The sequence below is a fragment of the Pseudomonas frederiksbergensis genome (assembly GCF_001952935.1).
GTDB classification, from domain to species: domain Bacteria; phylum Pseudomonadota; class Gammaproteobacteria; order Pseudomonadales; family Pseudomonadaceae; genus Aquipseudomonas; species Aquipseudomonas frederiksbergensis.
Genome location: NZ_CP018319.1, coordinates 1,642,228 through 1,662,304 on the forward strand (window position 1 = coordinate 1,642,228; position 20,077 = coordinate 1,662,304).

Below are 20,077 nucleotides of genomic sequence, written 5' to 3' on the forward strand. Positions count from 1 at the left end.
ACATCTTGACCAGTAATGTGTCGTCGGCCAAGCCGAGGAAACCGCCATAAACCGGGCAAAGCCGATCAATCGCAGAGGCCATTGCTCGCAGGTTTCGCAAAGCCGCGGCGATTGACCACGGGGCCTGGCTGACTCGGACGTGACTCGCCATTGCGAGATCGACGGTGCGTACATGAGGCGAGCGCTAGTATATGCGGGTTAACCGCCGGTTCCTGCCCTTGGGAAACCATTGGTGGTGATAGTTCCTGAGTGAAATTTCGCTATTTGCCTGCGACTAATGATCGATGCCCGACAACGTCGGAAATCGGCTACTCAAGCTGGCGCAACGACTGGCAAGCATTTCCCGTAAAAGGTTCACCGGCTTACTCAATTGTGCGCGATGGGCGCACAACAAATTCAGCGGGGCGCGCTCACAGAGCAGTTCCGGCATGAGCACTTGCAACCGACCGGCCAGCACATCGGCGGCGACATCGAGCCAGGATTTGTAGGCGATCCCGGCACCTGCCACGGCCCACAGACGCACGACATCGGCATCATCGCTGAAACGATCGCCGCTGACGGTCAGGCTGATCTCGCGTTTGCCGTCGTGGAAACTCCAATGATCGTGGACCCGGCTGCCGAGCATGAACAGCAGGCAGTTGTGCTGAGCCAGTTGCTCCAGTTGCCGTGGCTCGCCGTGCCGGGCCAGGTAACTCGGGGCGGCACAAAGGACGCGGCGGTTCTGCGGGGCGATGGGCAGCGCCACCAGGCTTGAGTCTTCCGGCTCGCCGTAACGCAGGGCAATGTCCACCGGTTGGCGGAACAGGTCGGCGATACGATCGCCCAGCAGCAAACGCACCGTAAGCTTGGGATGCTCTCGCTGGAACTCGTCCAGCCAGGGCAGCAGCAGGTTGCGGCCAAAGTCCGAAGGCGCCGACAGCTGCAAAATCCCACTGACCTGGTCCTGACCGCTGGCCAATAAGCGACGACCCTCATCCAGATTGCTCAAGGCTGCCCGAGCGTATTCGAGAAACCCCTCGCCTTCGGCGGTCAGCCGCAGGCTGCGGGTAGAACGGGCGAGCAACCGGGCGCCGAGTTGCTGTTCGATGCGTTTCAACGCCGCACTGGCTACCGCCGCCGACATGTCCATCCCGCGCGCCGCCGCTGACAGACTGCCCAGGTCCGCCGCCCGGACAAATAACTGCAAGTCATCGAAACGCAGCATTGTTCAGCCTCGATTATCAAAAAATTATTGAAAGAGACTGCTCTTTTAGCGGGTTTTATCTTGCAGAGAAATAGCTAATCATCCCACCCATCCATTCATCCCATTCCCGGAGTCGAACATGTCCCAGCCTTTTACCGCCATCGCCACCCTCATCGCCAAACCCGGCCAGCAGGACGCCCTCGAACAGCACCTGCGGGCGCTGCTGGAACCGACCCGCGCCGAGGCCGGTTGCGGTCAATACGACTTGCACCAGGACCTCGCCAATCCTCTTGCCTTCTACATGATCGAAAAATGGAGCAGTGACGAAGCCCTGCAGGCCCATGACGACAGCGCGCACATCCAGAACTTCCGCGCCAAGGCTGGCGACTTTCTCGAACACTTCGACCTCAAGCGCCTGCGCTCCATCGTCTGACCCGACTTCTTTATGACTTCTCAGGAGCCAGTATGAAAGCCATTGCCTACTACGCCTCGTTGCCCATCAGCGACTCAAACTCTCTGCAAGACATCGACCTGCCAGAACCGGTTGCCGGCCCGCGTGACCTGTTGGTGGAAGTCAAAGCCATCTCGGTGAACCCGGTGGACACCAAGGTCCGCCAGAACGTACAGCCCGAAGCGGGCGCGGCGAAAGTGCTGGGCTGGGACGTGGCCGGTGTGGTCAAGGCCGTCGGCAGTGAAGTGACGCTGTTCAAGGCCGGCGACAAAGTTTTCTACGCCGGCTCCATCGCCCGCGCGGGCGGCAACAGCGAACTGCACGTGGTCGATGAGCGGATCGTCGGCCATATGCCGAAAACCCTCGGTTTCGCCGAAGCTGCCGCGCTGCCGCTGACGGCTATCACCGCTTGGGAATTGCTCTTCGAACGCCTGCAGGTGCGTGAAGGCAAAACCGATGAAGGCCAGAGCCTTTTGATCGTCGGTGCCGCTGGCGGTGTGGGGTCGATTCTTACGCAACTGGCCAGCCAGCTGACCGGGCTGAAAGTCATCGGCACCGCTTCCCGCCCGCAAACCCAGAGTTGGGTTCGTGAGCTGGGTGCCGACCTGGTGATCGATCACAGCCAGCCGTTGAGCGAAGAGCTCAAACGCGCGGGTGTCGATCAGGTGACCCACGTCGCCAGCCTGACCCAGACCGATCACCACCTGGACCAGTTGGTCGAGGCGCTGGCGCCGCAAGGCAAACTGGCCTTGATCGATGATCCGAAGGCGCTGGATGTGACCAAACTCAAGCGCAAGAGCCTGTCCCTGCACTGGGAGTTCATGTACACCCGCTCGCTGTTTGAAACCGCGGACATGATCGAGCAGCACAAATTGCTCAACCGCGTGGCTGAGCTAATCGACGCCGGGACACTGAAAACCACGGTCGGCGAGCATTTCGGAACCATCAACGCGGCGAACCTGCGTCGCGCCCATGAGCTGCTGGAAAGCGGCAAATCCAAGGGCAAGATTGTGCTCGAAGGGTTCTGAAACAAACTGACACAGTTGTCGCCCTGATGGGCGACACCGTCAGTCAGAGAGTTGACCGTTGTCACAATTGCGATCGTATTCGGGTCTACAATCGAAACCTCTGCGGCACAATCTTTTACGTAGCGTGTTTTACGAGAGGAGAGATCAGCAATGAAGATCCTGATAAAAGAATTGGCAAAATCCCAGTGGCAAGTCCGTCTTGACCAACACACCGTGACGTTCCGCAGCGAAGCCGAAGCCCGCGCCTTCACCCGTACCCTCGAAGCGCGACTACAAGCACCTCATCAAATTATTGACCACCAGCAGCGTGCCGCTGGCTGAGTCCGCCCTCAGACCTGGGCTTGCGCCAGCGCCCGGGTATTTTGCAAACGCCGGGTGAGCATCGCCACGCTCACCACCAGAATTCCGCACAGGCTGATGACCATGGCCATCGGCACGGCACTGCCATCGTGTAAAACGCCCACCAATGCTGCCGCCCCGGCGGCGACACTGAATTGCAGGCAACCGAGCATCGCCGACGCACTGCCGGCCCTTGCGCCCTGCCCGTTCATGGCGCAGGCCGAGGCGTTGGGGAGGATGCAACCCAGGCTGGCAATGCAGACAAACAGCGGAATCAGCAACGGCCATAGCTGCGCGGTGTGCAACGAACTGACGGCCAGCAGCGCCAGCCCGGCGCCGACGTAGATCCACACGGTGCGCGCCAGCAGAAACGCCGGACCACGCTTGGCCAGTAGTCGCGCGTTAAGCTGTGCCACCAGAATGAAACCCGCCGCGTTGGTACCGAACAGCCAGCCGAAATGCTCGGCCGGTACGCCATACAGCTTGATGAAGACGAACGGTGAACCGGCAATGTAGGCAAACATCCCGGCGATGGCGATGCCACCGGTCAGGGCGTGGCCGAGGAACACCCGGTCCGACAACAGTCGACCGTACTGACGCAACGCCCCGGACAACGGTTGACGCGGCACATGGGCCGGCAGACTTTCCGGCAGCCCGAGCGCCACGGCCAACCCTGCCAGTGCACTGAAACCGCTCAGCACCAGAAAGATCGACTGCCAGCCCGTGGTATTGACCAACAGCCCGCCCAGCATCGGCGCAAGAATCGGCGCCAGGCCCATCACCAGCATCAACTGCGAAAAGACCTTCGCCGAACCCACCGCATCGCATTTATCGCTGACAACCGCCCGCGCAATCACCATCCCCGCGCAGCCGCCCAACGCCTGGATGAAACGTGCGCCCATCAACCATTCGAGGCTCGGCGCATAGGCGCAGGCCAGGGAGGCGGCGGTGAACAAGCCGACGCCGGTCAGCAAGGGAATGCGACGCCCAAATCGATCCGCTACCGGGCCGTATGCCAGTTGACCGATAGACAAACCGAGGAAATAAGCCGCCAGGGTCAGTTGAACGTGTTTTTCATCGGTGCCGAAGGCGAGCGCCATCGCCGGGAAGGCCGGCAGATAGAAATCGATCGCCAGCGGACCGAAGGCGCTCAAGGCGCCAAGAATCAAAATGGTACGGAGGTTCATCAGGCATCCAGTCAGGCATGGGTCGGCAGGCCGACAGTCTAGCCCCGAAGGGAGGCGTTGAACATTCCGTTAGGTCGCTAACTATTAAAAACCACTGAGTGAATACAATCCCCTGTGGGAGGATTGCGCTTTGTTCTCAGGCAACCTTGGCGGCGTAGCCCTCTTCGGTAATCACCGCGATCACCTGATCCGCCGACAAAGCACTCTCGACGCCGACTTCCTTCGCGGCCAGATCGACACGCACACTGGCCGCAGGATCCTTGGCTTGCAGCGCCTGGGTGATGGCTCTGACGCAGTGACCACAGGACATGCCTTGAACGTTGAACACTTGCATGGGATGACTCCTTGAGTGAGGTTGCGTGCAGTCTCGAGCTTGCCATCATGGCAAGGTCAAGTTCTGCAGTGAGCTGCCGGGCTGGCAATCAACGCTGCGCTCGGCCAAGCTGCGTCCATCAATGACTCGACATCAGGAGATTCAGCCATGCGCTGGTCAGCTCTCAGCCTGTTTGGCTTTCTCAGCCTTTTTGCCGCGACACCTTCGGTTCAAGCCGCCGGGGAGGACTATGGCGTACTGATCATTTCCCGCGAGCGCCTGGAAGTCGCGACCTCCTGCGAGATCGGCGTGTACATCCAGGATCAGTTGTCGGCGCGGCTGTTCCAGGAGCAAAGCACCTCGTTCAACCTGCCGCCGGGCAATGTGTCCTTGCGCCTGAAGCTGCTGCCGGGCCAGGCGTCGGGGTGCAACCCGGGCATGCTCGCCCCGGGTTCGCAGAACATCACGCTCAAGGCCGGCGACGTGCTGAAGTTCCGGATTGCGATGACGCAGGAAGGGATGTACCTGAAACCCACTGCCCTCGACTACTGACGCAAATCCCTGTGGGAGCGGGCTTGCTCGCGAAGGCGGTGTGTCAGTCAACGATGACATCGACTGGGATACCGCTTTCGCGAGCAAGCCCGCTCCCACATTTTCAGTCTGTGGTGAATTGTAGATTGGCGCTTGACCTTGCCAGCATGGCAAGGTTGATCCTGTGGGTATCTTCTACAGGGAGCGTGACCGATGTCCGAATCCACCACTTTCAATCTGCCGATTGCCGGCATGACCTGCGCCAGTTGCGCCGGGCGTGTCGAGCGTGCCTTGAGCAAAGTCATCGGCGCCTCTGCCGTCAGCGTCAACCTGGCCACCGAACAGGCCCGCGTCCAGGCGCCCAGCGACAGCCTGCCAGCGTTGATGGAGGCGGTGCAGCAGGCGGGTTACAGCGTGCCGCAACAGAGCCTGGAATTGAGCATCGACGGCATGACCTGCGCCTCCTGCGTCGGTCGGGTCGAGCGAGCGCTGGCCAAAGTGCCCGGAGTCAAAAGCGTCAGCGTCAACCTGGCCAATGAACGCGCCCACCTTGAACTGCTCGGCCAGATCGATCCGCAAACCCTGATCGCTGCCGTGACCAAGGCGGGCTACAGCGCCAGCGTCTGGGAAGTCGAACACCCGCAAACCGATAATCAGCAACAACGCCTGCGCCGCGAGCGTTGGGCCTTGATCATGGCGATCATCCTCGCCGCGCCGTTGGTGCTACCGATGTTGCTGCAACCGTTCGGCGTGCACTGGATGCTCCCGGCCTGGGTGCAATTCGCGTTGGCTACGCCAGTGCAATTCATCTTCGGTGCACGCTTTTACGTCGCGGCCTGGAAAGCCGTGCGCGCCGGTGCCGGCAACATGGATTTGCTGGTCGCGTTGGGCACCAGCGCCGGTTATGGCTTGAGTCTTTATGAATGGGCCACCGCCGCCGGGCGCATGCCGCACCTGTATTTCGAAGCCTCGGCGGTGGTGATTGCCCTGGTGCTGCTGGGCAAATACCTCGAAAGCCGCGCCAAGCGCCAGACCGCCAGTGCCATTCGCGCGCTCGAAGCCTTGCGTCCGGAGCGGGCGATTCAGGTGATCGATGGGCGCGAGCAGGACGTCGCGATCAGCGCCTTGCGCCTCAATGATCTGGTGATGGTCAAACCCGGCGAACGCTTCCCGGTGGACGGTGAAGTGGTCGAAGGCCAGAGCCACGCCGACGAAGCGCTGATCAGCGGCGAAAGCCTGCCAGTGCCGAAACAACCCGGCGACAAAGTCACCGGCGGCGCGATCAATGGCGAAGGCCGGTTGCTCGTTCGCACCCTGGCCTTGGGCGCGGAAACCGTACTCGCCCGCATCATCCGCCTGGTCGAAGACGCTCAAGCGGCGAAGGCTCCGATCCAGAAACTGGTGGACAAAGTCAGCCAGGTGTTCGTGCCAACGGTTCTGCTGATTGCGCTGGCAACCTTGATCGGTTGGTGGTTGTACGGCGCGCCAATGGAAACCGCGCTGATCAATGCCGTGGCGGTATTGGTGATCGCTTGCCCGTGCGCCCTGGGGTTGGCCACACCAACGGCAATCATGGCCGGGACCGGGGTGGCGGCGCGTTACGGGATTCTGATCAAGGACGCCGAAGCGTTGGAGCGTGCCCACGAAGTCAGTGCGGTGGTCTTCGACAAGACCGGCACCCTGACTTCGGGTACTCCGCGCATCGCTCATCTAAGCGCAATCAACCATGACGAAGAGGCTCTGCTGCAAATGGCCGGCGCCCTGCAACGCGGCAGTGAACACCCACTGGCCAAGGCGGTTCTGGACGCTTGCGCCGAACGCGGCTTGACGGTGGCCGATGTCAGCGACAGCCAGTCCCTGACCGGCCGTGGCATCGCGGGCACTCTGGACGGTCGTCGATTGGCGCTGGGCAATCGTCGTCTCCTCGAAGAAAGCGGCTTGAACGCCGGTGAATGGGCTGAGTCTGCTGCCGCGTGGGAAACCGAAGGCCGGACCCTGTCCTGGCTGATCGAGCAAAGTCCCGAACTTCGGGTGCTGGGCCTGTTCGCATTCGGCGATACCCTCAAACCCGGCGCGCTGCAAGCCGTGCAACAACTCAACGCACGCAACATCAGCAGCCACCTGCTGACCGGCGACAATCGCGGCAGCGCCAAAGTGGTTGCCCAGGCGCTGGGCATCACGGATGTCTACGCCGAAGTGCTGCCCGCCGACAAAGCGGCCACCGTCGCCACACTCAAGAAAAACGGCGTGGTAGCGATGGTCGGCGACGGCATCAACGACGCACCCGCCCTCGCCGCCGCCGATATCGGTATCGCCATGGGCGGCGGTACCGACGTTGCGATGCACGCGGCCGGGATCACCCTGATGCGCGGCGACCCACGGTTGGTGCCGGCGGCACTGGAGATCAGCCGCAAGACCTACGCGAAGATTCGTCAGAACCTGTTCTGGGCTTTTGTCTACAACCTGATCGGCATTCCGCTGGCGGCCTTCGGCTTCCTCAACCCGGTGCTGGCCGGTGCGGCCATGGCGTTGTCGAGCGTCAGCGTGGTGAGCAATGCGTTACTGTTAAAAACCTGGAAACCCAAGGATCTGGAGGACAACCGATGAACATCGGCCAAGCGGCCCGCCAAAGCGGCCTGAGCGCGAAGATGATCCGTTATTACGAATCCATCGGTTTGCTCAAGGCCGCCCATCGTACCGACAGCGGTTACCGGGTTTACGGCGACGACGACCTGCATACACTGGCGTTCATCAAGCGCTCCCGGGACCTGGGGTTCTCACTGGAAGAGGTCGGCAAACTGCTGACCCTCTGGCAGGACCGCCAGAGAGCCAGCTCCGATGTGAAAGCCCTGGCCCGTCAGCACATCGACGAGCTGAACCAAAAAATCCGCGAACTCGGCCAACTGCGCGACACCCTGCAGGACCTGGTCGAACACTGCCACGGCGATCACCGTCCCGACTGCCCGATCCTCAAGAGCCTGGAGTCGGGCTGTTGCGCACCACCCGCTCGCCCCTGATCGCCAGCCCCTTCATCACCAACAAGGTGGTGAGGGAAATGCCGTGGAACAACAGCACCACGGCACCCGGCGTCCACCACGAATAGAACGGCGCGGCGATCAACATGCCGACGCCGAACCCGGTCATTTGCAACAGCGTCAGGAAGCTGAAGATCGGCAGGCGCAGGCTGTCCGGTTCACGTTGCAGCCGCGACATCAGGCCGACTTCCGAGAAACCGTCGCCCAACCCCGCCGGCAACGAGAACAACAGCAAACCGTAGAGCGTTTGCTGCTGAAACATCAGGATGAAGCCGCAGGACATCAGCAACACACCAAAGAAGAATCGCCGCTCCAGGTTGACGTTCTCCGAGCCTTTCAGCCGGCTGGCGATGCGTGCACCGATGAGTTTTCCGCTGGCCCAAACGGCCAGCATCAGACCCAGCGTGGTGCTGGCCGACTCGGGCGTCAGCAGTCTGGAAATAATCGGAAAACCCACGTTGTGCGCGGCACTGCCAAGGGTGTCAGCCATCGCCACCGCGAGCATTGCCGCCACAACCGGTGTACTGCGCAGCCCCTGGAGCAGGGCCGCCCATTCACCACGTTTGTGGATCGGTTCATCGCTGGGCGCTGGGGGTGAAAAACGCAGCGGCAAGATGAACAACGCGGCCAGCAGGTAAGTGACCACGTTCAATGCAAACACTGTTTCAAAGCCGAATGCCGCCACCAATAGCCCTGACACCAGACTTCCGCCGACCATGGCGGCCGACGACGCCGAGGTGATCCAGGCGTTGGCCTTGAGCAACTGATCGGCCTCGATCAAGTGCGGCAATTGACTGTTGAGGCCGATGGCGAACATCGAATTGCCAAATCCCAGACCGAAAGCGATCACCGGCAACAACAGCATTTGCTGGGCGACAGGCAGCACCAGCAGCAGGCCCAGCAGCCCGGCGCGTAACAGGTCAAAGGCAATCAGCGGCAGGCGCCCGGCCCAGCGGCGATAAAACGTCGTGCCGATGAGGCTGGCGAATATTCCACCGGCCACGCGGCTGGCGAGAAAAATGCCGACGCTCATGGCGCTGTTGCTGAGCAGGTAAACATAGGTGGCCAGGGCGACCATGTTGAGGAAGGCGCCGAAGTCTGAGATCAGGCGGGCGGCGATGATCAGTTGGGCGTTGCGAGTGGATGCGGTGTTCACATTCAATCCTTGAGTGTGGGGAGCAGCAGGGAGAACACAAAACTCTGTTACACCAAAAATCCAATGTGGGAGCGGGCTTGCTCGCTCCCACATTGGTTCTTCAGCGTTTGGGGATGAGGTGACAGGCATCTACAAAAAACCCGGCCGAAGCCGGGTTTTTCGTTAACCGATCACTGCATCCAGGGCGGAGGCGGTTCTTCGGCTTTGCCCGGTGGTGTGTCATCTGCCGCGCGGATCGCTTGCTTGCGCTCTTCATCAAGGCGTGCGGCCTCGATTTCGCGCATGATCCCGCCAACATCGGCCAACTCTTCCGGCTCATCGAACTCGCCGGTCAAGATGCTGGCCGGGTGCAAGGTGCCGGCTTCGAACAGGGCCCACATTTCCTTGGCGTACTTGGTCTTTTTCAACTCCGGCGCAAACCGCCCGAAATAAGACGCCATGTTGCCCACATCCCGCTCCAGCATGCTGAAGGCGTGGTTGTTGCCCGCCGCATCGACCGCTTGTGGCAGGTCGATGATCACCGGACCGGTCGGGGTCAGCAGTACGTTGAACTCCGACAGGTCACCGTGCACCAGACCGGTACACAACATCAGCACGATCTGCGAAATCAGGAACGCGTGATACTCGCGCGCCTGATCCGGTTCCAGCACCACGTCGTTCAGACGCGGCGCGGCATCGCCGTACTCGTCGGCCACCAGTTCCATCAGCAGCACGCCTTCAAGGAAGTCGTACGGCTGAGGAACCCGGACGCCAGCACCGGCCAGACGGAACAACGCCGCCACTTCGGCATTCTGCCAGGCGTCTTCGGTTTCTTTCTTGCCGAACTTGGAGCCCTTGGCCATCGCTCGAGCCTGACGGCTGTTGCGCACCTTGCGGCCTTCCTGATACTCGGCCGCCTGACGGAAACTGCGTTTATTCGCCTCCTTGTAGACCTTCGCGCAACGTAACTCGTTGCCGCAGCGCACCACATAAACAGCTGCTTCTTTACCACTCATGAGTGGGCGCAGCACCTCGTCGACCAGACCGTCCTCGATCAGGGGTTCAATGCGTTTTGGAGTCTTCATCAGCTTTTATTGGGGGTCCTTTATTACCAAACACGCGAAAGTCATTCGTTATACGGCAATCCACTCATTCGGGGGAGGGGTTGCCGACCTATGAACGCTCCAATAACCGTCAACAAGCACACAACGTGCCGGATTAATCGGTCAACAACCGCCAGTCATCATCGGCCGCCACAGATCATAGCTGACCCTGCGTCACTTGTTGCTGAAGGGCCAAACGGGTATTTACGACAAAAGCTGACATCTGGATTCATACCCTTCGTAGGATTTTTCTTCACTGGCCTCAATTTCCGCCTCGGCCAGCCGAAGTCATCAGAGACAAAGTGATTTGTCCGACAATCGTTTACGGCTGCCAATAATCCGCGAGTCATCTGCACTGCGTGGGCCTACAAGAAAAATCTGGAGCGCGGATGAACATCAAACAGAAGTTGACCTGGGCGTTTGCAATCATCGCCTGCTTGCCGGTGGTGCTGGTCGCTACCCTGGTTGTGCTGAACTTGCGCAGCGATGCCAAGGACAGTTTCGTCGACGGCAGTGGCCGTGAGATTCGTCAGGTCAGCAACGCCATGCAATTGTTCTTCGACGGCATCAGCCAGAACGTGGATTACCTGGCGACCCAACCGCTGATCAAGAACTCCGATGACAGCCTCAAGACCTACATAAGCGCCAACGCCGAGAGCATTCCCCAAGGCGAGATGGACAAGAAGGTCTTCGCTCTCCTTCAGGACCTGGGTAACAGTCACCCGTCCTACGCCTATGCCATTCTCGGCACCGCGGCGGGCGGTTATGTGTCCTGGCCCGACGATGCCAAGCTGAACAATTACGACCCGCGCCAGCGCCCCTGGTACAAGGCTGCCCAGGCCAAACCGGGCAAACCATTTCGCACTGAGGCCTATTACTGGGCCCAGGACGACGCGACGTACGTCAGTACCGTGCGCACCATCGATAACAAATTGGGCACCCATGGCGGCGTGGTCAGCATCGACGTGACGCTCAAGCAGCTCACCGAAATCGTCAAACAGATCAAGCTCGGTGAAACCGGCTACCTGATGCTGCTGGAAAACACCGGCACCGTGCTGGTCGATCCGAAGCAACCGGAACACAACTTCAAAGCGCTGAGCAGCCTCGGCGACGGCTACGCGCAACTGGCCAAGGCTGGCAAAGGGCTGGTGGAAGTCGAGCTGAACGGCGAACGCTACATGGCCAACGTCTGGCCGTCGGAGCAGCTGGGCTGGACCTTTATCGGCCTGATCAAGCAGACCGACGTGATGAGTTCGGCCACCCAACTGACCTGGTTGATCGCGATCATCGCCGCCGTGCTCGCGGTGCTCTTCGCCATCGTCGGCGCCAGTTTCGCCAGTCTGATCGTGCGGCCGATCCGCAGTGTGGCCAGCGGTCTGGAAGGCATCGCCCAAGGCGAAGGCGACCTGACCAAGAACCTGCTAATCCGTGGCAGCGACGAAACCGCGCAACTGGCCAACTGGTTCAACCAGTTTTTGGCGGCGATTCGCAACTTGATCCAGAGCATTGGCGGTGCCGCGACCAAGATCCTCGCCACCTCCAAGAGTTCGACCCAGGTCTCCAGCGACATGGCCGAAGCCGCCGGGCGTCAGCGTGAAGCGGTGGACATGGTGTCCACGGCGTTCCACGAAATGGTCGCCACCGCCAACGAAGTCGCCCGCTCTTGCAGCCAGGCGGCGGAATCGGCCGACAGCGGCCAGCGCCAGGCACGTGAAGGTCAGCAACAGATTGATGCAGCCGTGACCAGTGTTGATCGCCTGAGCCAGGAAATCGAACAATCGGCCCAGTCGATGCAGCAACTTGAGCGCGACAGTAACGACATTCAGTCAATCCTGGGGACCATTCGCTCGATTGCCGAACAGACCAACCTGCTGGCACTGAACGCGGCCATTGAAGCGGCACGGGCCGGCGAACAGGGTCGTGGGTTTGCAGTGGTCGCCGATGAAGTTCGGGCGCTGGCCAAGCGCACGGCGGATTCCACGGCGGAAATCGACGGTTTACTGGGCAACCTCGCCAAACGTACCAGTCAGGTGACCCAGCAAATGCATGCGAGCCTGGAAGTGTCCCAGCAATCGGTGACGCGAATCGGTGAAGCACGCAGCAGCTTCGGGCTGATTCGGGAATCGGTCGACGTGATTCGCGACATGAACACCCAGATCGCTACCGCGGCGGAAGAACAGCATCAGGTGGCTGAAGACATCAATCGGCACATCAGCCAGATTCATGGTGATGCGCAATTGGTGGCGGAACTGGCGAACTCGGCGCGGCTGGATTCGCAGAGCCTGGCCGGGTTGTCGAATGAGCTGGATGGGTTGGTGCGCCGTTTCAGAACCTGATTCAGAATCCCGGTGGCCGCTGCGCGGCCAATCGCGAGCAGGCTCGCTTGTATGGTAGGACTTGAAGGGAGGAGGAGGGACAAGGCTCGATTCTGACTGTTGACGCAGTACAGACCGTGGGAGATTTCGCCCCTCCTCCTTTCACCCAAGCGCCGATAAAGAATGCATCTGGCTAGACCGACGATAGGAACAAGCCTGCGCCTCTGGGTGAGCCCTTCAAGTGCTTAAAACCATATCCCGGAGGAAATCCAATGGCAATGCCGGTTTCTGTCACAAAGCCGATCGTAGGTGTGGATGTCGCCAAGAATGAACTGGTGATTTATCAGTCTGATGGGGATTTGCTTGAAGAGATTCCCAACACCAAAACATCCATCAAGCAGTGGCTGAAGGCGTTGTCGGGGACGGTGGCTATTGCCATTGAGGCGACCAACATTTACCACCTGGACTTCGCTGATCTGGCCTATGAGGCCGGTTGCACGATTTACATGGTGGGAGGCTATGAACTCAAACATTATCGCGAAGGCGTGAAGATCCGCGCCAAAACCGACGCACTGGATGCCAAGCTGCTGGCTCGTTACTTGAAGAACGAAGCCGAGGAGTTGCGTCCTTGGACCCCGCCCTCACCGCTGTACCGCCAGCTCCTGAGCCTTTTCCGCCGTCGCGCAGCCTTGGTCCAGGCCAGGGTCGGCCTGGTGCAGAGCTGGTCGAATGAGCCGCTGCTCAAGGCGGCTTTTGCCGAGCAAGTGAAGTCCATGCAGCAGCTTGAGACGCTGATCGAAAAGACGATCAACGATCAGCTCAAAGAAGCCGGTTTGCTCGGTCAATTGAAGCGCTGCCTGAAAGTTGAGGGTATTGGATTTTTGACTGGGGCCCGCTTGATAACTGCATTTCAGCGAGGAGATTTTAGAAACGCGGATGCATTTATCGCCTTCCTGGGCATGGATTTACGGGTGGCGAAATCAGGACAGAAGGACGCTCGCCGCAGTTTGACCAAGCGCGGCGACCCCGAGGCCCGCCGACTTCTGCACAATGCAGCGATGTCGGCTAGCCGTACGAAAGCCTGGAAAGGGTATTACGAAGAACAAAGAACGCGGGGTTTCAGCACCACTCAGGCGCTGGTGATGCTGGCTCGCAAGCTTGCTCGGGTGGTATTCGCCTTGCTGAAAGGGCAAAGCGAATATCAGCCAAAAGCCAGTTGAGGGCTTTCCCTCAACCATAGAATCTCCCACAGGGTTTTGTTGATCGTTCCCACACTCTGCGTGGGAATGCAGCCCGGGACGCTCCGCGTCCCATTCGAAAGCTGGAACGCGGAGCGTCCCTTGAGGCATTCCCACGCGGAGCATGGGAACGATCATCACTGCCGAAACAACTCTCCGGGGGTAAACCCGAACAGGCTTTTGAACGCCGCAATAAACGCCGACGTCGAGTCATACCCGCAAGACAGCGCGGCATTCGTCACGCTGTCCCCCTCCTCCAGCAAACTCAACGACGACAGCAGCCGCATCCGCTGGCGCCACCCTCGAAAGCTCAACCCGGTTTCACGCTGAAAGAGCCGCATCAAGGTCTTCTCCGACGTCCCCAACCGCTCGGCCCACGCCTGCAAGGTCACATTGCGCTCAGGGCTTTCGATCAGCTCGTTGCACAGCCCCAGCAACCGTTCATGACGCGGTAACGGTAGCGAGAAGCCAACCTCCGGCAGATGCGCCAACTGGTCCAGCAGCACACTCACCAGCCGCGCGTCCTGACTGTCGCCCTGTGGATATTCAACCGGCAGCAAACAAAAACTCTTGATCAGCTCCCGGGCCAACGGCGTCACTTCCAGCACCCGGCAACGCTCCTCCGCCCATTCACAATCCTCGCGGCGCACATAGAGGCTGCGCATCTCGGCGCGCATTGAAGTCACCACCTGGTGTTCGAGATCCGCCGGAATCCAGATACCCCACTGCGGCGGCGCAAAGAAACTGCCTTCGGCAGTGAGCACGCCGAGAACGCCGCTGATTGCGTAGGAAAACTGCACCCAATCGTGTCGATGGGGCGAGGTCCATGAACCGGCGGTGAGACTTTCCGCTCGGGCATACAGCGCACGCGGCAATGCCGTCAGCGTCGGAATCGTCCGTTCAAGGGAAAGTTGTCCGTTAGTCGGCATTGATTGGCCTTATGTCGCAAGACGGCTGTTGGAGCCGACGTTAGGCTAAGTCACCAATTCTTACAAATGTATTCGGTGCCTGTTATGCATGCCTTCAAACACCTCAAACGCGTGGTCACCGACTGGTTCTTGTGTGGCATGTTGATCGCCACGCTGCTGGCGTATTTCTTCCCGACCTTCGGCGCCACCGGCGGCGGCATGCACGCTGAATACGTGATCAACATCGGCGTGTTCCTGGTGTTCTTCCTGCACGGAGTCAACCTGTCTAGCGAGCAGATCACTCACGGCCTGAAAAACTGGAAGCTGCACGTGATGGTCCAGGGTTTCACCTTCGCAGTGTTTCCGCTGATCTGGCTGCTGAGCGACAAGCTGTTGGGTTCGCACATTCCGTCGTTATTGATGCTGGGCTTTTTGTACCTCTGTGCCCTGCCCTCGACCATCTCCTCATCTGTGGCCCTGACCGGCAGCGCGGGCGGCAACGTACCGGCGGCGATTCTCAACGCGAGCCTGTCCAGCGTGCTGGGGATTTTCCTGACGCCGTTGCTGGTGAGTTTTGTGGTCGGCAGCGGCGCTGGCGGCATCGATCTGGGCTCAACCCTGCTCGACCTCTGCGCCATGTTGCTGTTGCCACTGGTGCTCGGCCAATTGTTGCGGCCGTTCCTCGGCAAGTTCTTCGCCCGCCACAAGCGCTACACCAACATCGCCGACAAACTGGTGATTCTGTTGCTGGTCTACGCGGCGTTCTGCAATTCGATGGTCTCGGGGATGTGGCAAAAGCAGGGCAACAGCGTGATCCTCACGGCACTGATCGGCAGTGCGATCCTCCTGGCGATCATCCTGTGGATGACCACCCGCACCGCTCGCGCATTGCAATTCAGCCCCGCCGATGAAATCGCCGCGGTGTTCTGCGCCAGCAAGAAATCCCTGGCCGCCGGAGCGCCGATGGCAGCGCTGATCTTCGGCGCCAACCCGGGGCTTGGGCTGATCCTGCTGCCGATCATGATCTACCACCCGCTGCAGCTGATCGTCTGCTCGGTGATGGCCGAGGGTTACGCCAACCGCAATCGGCAGCTGGCGCAACAGCAAAACGCCCTAACCCTCAGCGCTCGATAATCGCCGTAACCCCCTGACCACCGGCGGCGCAGATCGAGATCAACCCTCGACCCTTGCCCGCCGCATCCAGCAACTTCGCGAGGTTGGCAACGATGCGCGCCCCGGTGGCGGCAAAGGGATGCCCCGCCGCCAGTGAACTGCCTTTGACGTTGAGACGGCTGCGGTCGATGGAGCCCAGTGGCGCATCGAGACCGAGGCGGGTTTTGCAATACTCCGGATCTTCCCAGGCCTTCAATGTGCAGAGCACCTGCGCGGCGAAGGCTTCGTGGATTTCGTAGTAATCGAAGTCCTGCAAGGTCAGGCCGTTGCGCGCCAGCAAACGCGGCACCGCGTACACCGGCGCCATCAACAATCCTTCCGCTCCGTTGACAAAATCCACCGCCGCCGTCTCGCCGTCACGCCAATAGGCAAGGATCGGCAAGCCGCGCTCTTTCGCCCATTCCTCACTGCCCAGCAACACCACCGATGCACCATCGGTGAGCGGCGTCGAATTGCCCGCAGTCAGGGTGCCCTTGGCGCTTTTCTCGAAGGCCGGTTTCAGTGAGGCGAGTTTTTCCAGGGTCAGATCCGGGCGCAGGTTGTTGTCCCGGGTCAGGCCGAGGAACGGTGTGATCAAATCGTTGTGCCAGCCTTCGGCGTAGGACGCGGCCAGTTTCTGATGACTTTCCTGGGTCAGCTGATCCTGCTCGTCACGCGGGATGCTCCAGGTCTGGGCCATCATTTCACAGTGTTCGCCCATCGTCCGGCCGGTGCGCGGCTCGCCGATGCTTGGAAAGTAGGGCATCAAATGACGGGGACGCAGTTGCAGGAAGGTTTTCAGTTTGTCGGCGGTGCTGCGGGCGCGGTTGGCCTGCAGGAGGATCTTGCGCAAGCTTTCGTTAACACCGATCGGCACGTCCGAAGCTGTGTCGACGCCACCGGCAATGCCGCATTCGATCTGACCCAAGGCGATTTTGTTCGCCACCAGCAATGTCGCCTCCAGCCCCGTGCCGCAGGCTTGCTGGATGTCGTAGGCCGGCGTCATCGGCGACAACCGCGAGCCCAGCACGCATTCGCGGGTCAGGCCGGAATCGCGCAAATACTTGACCAGCGCACCCGCAGCCACTTCGCCCATGCGCACACCGTGAAGGTTATAGCGCTCGATCAGGCCTTCCAGCGCTGCGGTGAACATCGCCTGGTTACTGGCAGTGGCGTACGGCCCGTTGGACCGGGCAAAGGGGATACGGTTACCACCAATAATCGCAACGCGGCGCAGTTGAGTCATGAAAAGCTCCTGATGAAATTTCCAAATTGAAAACCAACCCCCTGTAGGAGCCAAGCTAGCTCCTACAATAGCCAAGCGTAGGCCTAATCTCGTGGATCGAACGACTGATCGCCATTCATGGTCCACACTTTCAATCCCAGCCGCTGGAGCGCGTTCCATGTCCGACCGTTATATCGACTTCGCTAATTCGTCCATCGGCCATCGTTTGGTCGGGGCCCTGGGTCTGCCGTCGCCGGTTCGGCTGGAGCGCTGGCAAGCCGGCCGGCTGCGGCCTGTCGAAGGGGCGCTGTTGATCGGCGGTGGCCCGTTGACGGAGAAAATCGGCACCTTTGCCAACCGCCTGACTGACGCGATTTACAGCTACGGCACCGAGCCTTCGCTGGCCACCGCGTGGATTCCCGGCCACGGCCCAAAACTCAAAGCCGTGGTGTTCGACGCCAGTGACCTGGTGCAGACCGATCAACTCAAACAGCTGCGCGAGTTCTTCCAGCCGTTGATCAAAAACCTCGATCACAGCGCGCATCTGGTGATTCTGGGGCGCGATCCGGAGAACTTGAGCGATCCCTTCGCCGCCAGTGCCCAGCGAGCGCTGGAAGGCTTCAGCCGTTCACTGGCCAAGGAATTGCGCAGCGGTGGCACCTTGCAGCTGATTTATGTCGGCGAAGGGGCTGAGGATCAACTGGAAGGCCCACTGAGGTTTTTCCTCTCACCCAAAAGTGCGTTCGTTTCCGGGCAAGTGATTCGCTTGAATGCCTGCGACGCGCAGGTGACGGACTGGACTCGCCCATTGGCCGGCCGCAAGGCGCTGGTCACAGGCGCGGCACGCGGCATCGGCGCCTCCATCGCCGAAACCCTGGCCCGCGACGGGGCCGACGTGATCCTGCTCGACGTAGCACCGGCCAAGACCGACCTCGAAGCCCTCGCCGCACGCCTCGGCGGGCGCAGCATTACCCTGGATATTTGCGCCGACGACGCCGCCGCGCAGTTGGTCGAGCAACTGCCCGACGGCATCGACATCGTGGTGCACAACGCGGGCATCACCCGGGATAAAACCCTGGCCAACATGACCCCGGAGTTCTGGGACGCGGTGCTGGCGGTCAACCTCAACGCGCCGCAAGTGCTGACCAAGGCACTGCTCGACAGTGGCACCCTGCACGACAACGGGCGGGTGATCCTGCTGGCGTCCATCAGCGGCATCGCCGGCAATCGCGGGCAAACCAACTACGCCACGAGCAAGGCCGGGCTGATTGGCCTGGCCCAAGCCTGGGCGCCCTTGTTGAATGAACGCGGCATCAGCATCAATGCGGTAGCCCCCGGTTTCATCGAAACCCAGATGACCGCGCACTTGCCGTTCGCCGTGCGTGAGGCCGGGCGGCGCATGAGTTCGCTGGGCCAGGGCGGCCTGCCGCAAGACGTCGCCGAAGCGGTGGCCTGGCTGGCACAACCGGGTACCGGCGCGTTCACCGGGCAGGCGCTGCGGGTGTGCGGGCAAAGTGTATTGGGGGCTTAGGCATGAGCATCGATTGGCACACACTCAACTGCGAACCCAGCCTGACGGGATTGTATGTGCGGGCTGCGACGCGACGCAGAATCACCGGCACCACCCTGCCCGATTCGGGTTTGCGCTGCTGGATCAATGTCGATCCGACGCGCCTGGCGGACTATCGCAAGGTCTGCGGTTTTGCCGAGAACGGTTTGTTGCCGCCAACCTACCCCCACATCCTCGGCTTCGCTTTGCAGATGCAATTGTTGACGGCCAGGGAGTTTCCATTCCCGTTGCTGGGGTTGATTCACCTGAGCAACCGCATTCGTGTCTTTCGCCCAATGGGCGGCGTGAATCGTGTGCGGGTCAGCGTTCAGGTGCAAAACCTTCAACCCCATGAAAAAGGCGCGACGTTCGACCTGGTGACGACGCTCGACGATCAGTTGGGGGCGTTGTGGGAAGCTGAAAGCCAGATGTTGTGCCGTGGGGTCAAACTGGCAGGCGAGCCCGTCGAGAAAGTGTTGGCTTCGACGCTGGAAATGCCGGAAGTGGCCCGCTGGAAAGCGCCCGCGGACATTGGGCGGCAGTACGCCAAAGTGTCCGGTGACTACAACCCGATTCACCTGAGTGCCGTCAGCGCCAAACTCTTCGGTTTCCCGACGGCCATCGCCCATGGGTTGTGGAACAAGGCCCGAACGCTAGCGGCGCTTGCCGATCATTTGCCGGCGGCGAATGTCGAGATTGCGGTGCAGTTCAGGAAACCGGTGCGGTTGCCCAGTGAGGTGACATTGCTGGCCAGCGCGGCGGGGTCGAGCGGGGAGTTGCTGTTGGTGGGTGCGGGGGATTTGGAGCATATGGCGGGGCATTGGCGGCCGGTTGCCTGACCTGATCGTGCCTGTGCTCTGCGTTCCGCTCTTTGGGACGCGGAGCGTCCCTGGCTGCATTCCCACGCAGAGCGTGGGAACGATCAATCACTGACTCACTAAATCCATGCGAGGCTGCGGAAACAAGTTATTCAAAGTCTCCAACAATCGCACGTGATAAATCGGCTTGCGAAACAGGTCGAGCACCTGCAACCGCAACATGTCGCTGACATCCTCCATGTCGGCATGCCCCGACGTCACGATCACCGGCAAATGCTGGCGGGACGTATGTTCGCGCAACCGTTTGATCAACGACATGCCGCTCTCCTCCGGCATCCGCAGGTCCGTGATCACCAACGCAATATCAGGGTGGCGTGTCAGGTGGTTCAGCGCGAGCTTGACCGAGGTGGCGGTAAAGCAATTGAAGCCCTCGCCCTCCAGCAACTCCGCCAATTCGAGCAACGCATCCTCCTCATCATCGACCAGAAGAAGCTGTTGGCGCGGAAGTGAGGGAGCGTTCATGGGCAACACCTGCAATGGACTAAGCGTTGACGTTAGAAGCCCTTT

The 20,077-nt window shown here is 60.5% G+C and carries 19 protein-coding genes and 1 pseudogene; 12 read left to right on the forward strand and 8 right to left on the reverse strand.

The annotated features are described in order from the left end of the window. Positions 1-274 precede the first annotated feature (274 nt). Complete coding sequence (locus PFAS1_RS07790; RefSeq protein ID WP_074873520.1) at positions 275-1,204, reverse strand: LysR family transcriptional regulator; 930 nt, start codon at positions 1,202-1,204, stop codon at positions 275-277. 118 nt (positions 1,205-1,322) lie between these two features. On the opposite strand from PFAS1_RS07790, the gene PFAS1_RS07795 reads away from it, so the two are divergent. The 3 genes from PFAS1_RS07795 (at position 1,323) to PFAS1_RS29730 (ending at position 2,983) form a co-directional block, all read left to right on the forward strand. Beyond that, positions 1,323-1,616 (forward strand): putative quinol monooxygenase, encoded by a 294-nt coding sequence (locus PFAS1_RS07795; protein ID WP_076028755.1) that lies wholly within the window; start codon positions 1,323-1,325, stop codon positions 1,614-1,616. 32 nt (positions 1,617-1,648) lie between these two features. Further along, positions 1,649-2,662: a zinc-binding alcohol dehydrogenase family protein gene (locus PFAS1_RS07800; protein WP_076028756.1), complete on the forward strand. Its 1,014-nt coding sequence runs from the start codon at positions 1,649-1,651 to the stop codon at positions 2,660-2,662. Positions 2,663-2,812: 150 nt separating this feature from the next. Continuing rightward, a complete protein-coding gene (locus tag PFAS1_RS29730; RefSeq protein ID WP_162842849.1) occupies positions 2,813-2,983 on the forward strand; it encodes a hypothetical protein in 171 nt (56 codons plus the stop codon). An 8-nt stretch (positions 2,984-2,991) separates the two neighbouring features. Here PFAS1_RS29730 and PFAS1_RS07805 read toward each other — a convergent pair whose 3' ends face one another. Then, complete coding sequence (locus PFAS1_RS07805; RefSeq protein ID WP_076028757.1) at positions 2,992-4,188, reverse strand: multidrug effflux MFS transporter; 1,197 nt, start codon at positions 4,186-4,188, stop codon at positions 2,992-2,994. 136 nt (positions 4,189-4,324) lie between these two features. After that, entirely contained in the window at positions 4,325-4,522 is a 198-nt protein-coding gene (locus tag PFAS1_RS07810) for a heavy-metal-associated domain-containing protein (protein WP_076028758.1), read from the reverse strand. A 147-nt stretch (positions 4,523-4,669) separates the two neighbouring features. On the opposite strand from PFAS1_RS07810, the gene PFAS1_RS07815 reads away from it, so the two are divergent. The 3 genes from PFAS1_RS07815 to cueR all read left to right on the forward strand — a co-directional run bounded on the left by PFAS1_RS07815 (position 4,670) and on the right by cueR (position 8,049). After that, positions 4,670-5,053 carry a hypothetical protein gene (locus PFAS1_RS07815; protein WP_076028759.1) on the forward strand — a complete coding sequence of 128 codons (384 nt, stop codon included), beginning with the start codon at positions 4,670-4,672 and terminating at the stop codon, positions 5,051-5,053. Between the two features lie 192 nt (positions 5,054-5,245). Further along, positions 5,246-7,639 (forward strand): heavy metal translocating P-type ATPase, encoded by a 2,394-nt coding sequence (locus PFAS1_RS07820; protein ID WP_076028760.1) that lies wholly within the window; start codon positions 5,246-5,248, stop codon positions 7,637-7,639. Then, positions 7,636-8,049 (forward strand): Cu(I)-responsive transcriptional regulator, encoded by a 414-nt coding sequence (cueR, locus tag PFAS1_RS07825; RefSeq protein ID WP_076028761.1) that lies wholly within the window; start codon positions 7,636-7,638, stop codon positions 8,047-8,049. Before PFAS1_RS07820 ends, cueR begins: the two co-directional genes overlap by 4 nt. Here cueR and PFAS1_RS07830 read toward each other — a convergent pair. Further along, on the reverse strand, positions 8,003-9,223 hold the full coding sequence (locus PFAS1_RS07830) for an MFS transporter (protein ID WP_076028762.1): 1,221 nt from the start codon (positions 9,221-9,223) through the stop codon (positions 8,003-8,005). The genes cueR and PFAS1_RS07830 overlap by 47 nt on opposite strands. A gap of 170 nt (positions 9,224-9,393) precedes the next feature. Further along, a complete protein-coding gene (locus PFAS1_RS07835; RefSeq protein ID WP_076028763.1) occupies positions 9,394-10,287 on the reverse strand; it encodes a PA4780 family RIO1-like protein kinase in 894 nt (297 codons plus the stop codon). A 563-nt stretch (positions 10,288-10,850) separates the two neighbouring features. On the opposite strand from PFAS1_RS07835, the pseudogene PFAS1_RS30350 reads away from it, so the two are divergent. The 3 genes and pseudogenes from PFAS1_RS30350 to PFAS1_RS07845 all read left to right on the forward strand — a co-directional run. Continuing rightward, positions 10,851-11,735, forward strand: a pseudogene (locus tag PFAS1_RS30350) (cache domain-containing protein); the annotation flags it as partial. A gap of 201 nt (positions 11,736-11,936) precedes the next feature. Then, the gene (locus PFAS1_RS30355) at positions 11,937-12,641 is read left to right on the forward strand and encodes a methyl-accepting chemotaxis protein (protein WP_415760826.1); all 705 of its coding nucleotides are present in this window, start codon (positions 11,937-11,939) and stop codon (positions 12,639-12,641) included. Positions 12,642-12,892: 251 nt separating this feature from the next. Beyond that, on the forward strand, positions 12,893-13,840 hold the full coding sequence (locus PFAS1_RS07845; protein WP_074871984.1) for an IS110 family RNA-guided transposase: 948 nt from the start codon (positions 12,893-12,895) through the stop codon (positions 13,838-13,840). A gap of 155 nt (positions 13,841-13,995) precedes the next feature. On the opposite strand, the gene PFAS1_RS07855 is transcribed toward PFAS1_RS07845, so the two are convergent. Continuing rightward, entirely contained in the window at positions 13,996-14,787 is a 792-nt protein-coding gene (locus tag PFAS1_RS07855; RefSeq protein WP_076028766.1) for an AraC family transcriptional regulator, read from the reverse strand. Positions 14,788-14,871: 84 nt separating this feature from the next. Between PFAS1_RS07855 and PFAS1_RS07860 the strand changes: the two genes are divergently transcribed. Beyond that, a complete protein-coding gene (locus PFAS1_RS07860; protein WP_076031505.1) occupies positions 14,872-15,900 on the forward strand; it encodes a bile acid:sodium symporter family protein in 1,029 nt (342 codons plus the stop codon). Here the strand turns inward: PFAS1_RS07860 and PFAS1_RS07865 are convergent. Continuing rightward, a complete protein-coding gene (locus PFAS1_RS07865; protein ID WP_076028767.1) occupies positions 15,887-17,164 on the reverse strand; it encodes an acetyl-CoA C-acetyltransferase in 1,278 nt (425 codons plus the stop codon). The two genes, PFAS1_RS07860 and PFAS1_RS07865, sit on opposite strands and share 14 nt — an antisense overlap. Positions 17,165-17,321: 157 nt before the next feature. On the opposite strand from PFAS1_RS07865, the gene PFAS1_RS07870 reads away from it, so the two are divergent. Both PFAS1_RS07870 and PFAS1_RS07875 read left to right on the forward strand, forming a co-directional pair. Beyond that, a complete protein-coding gene (locus PFAS1_RS07870) occupies positions 17,322-18,674 on the forward strand; it encodes a 3-oxoacyl-ACP reductase (RefSeq protein WP_074873496.1) in 1,353 nt (450 codons plus the stop codon). A gap of 2 nt (positions 18,675-18,676) precedes the next feature. After that, complete coding sequence (locus tag PFAS1_RS07875) at positions 18,677-19,531, forward strand: MaoC family dehydratase (RefSeq protein ID WP_076028768.1); 855 nt, start codon at positions 18,677-18,679, stop codon at positions 19,529-19,531. Between the two features lie 87 nt (positions 19,532-19,618). On the opposite strand, the gene PFAS1_RS07880 is transcribed toward PFAS1_RS07875, so the two are convergent. Beyond that, a complete protein-coding gene (locus PFAS1_RS07880) occupies positions 19,619-20,032 on the reverse strand; it encodes a response regulator (RefSeq protein WP_076028769.1) in 414 nt (137 codons plus the stop codon). Positions 20,033-20,077: the final 45 nt, after the last annotated feature.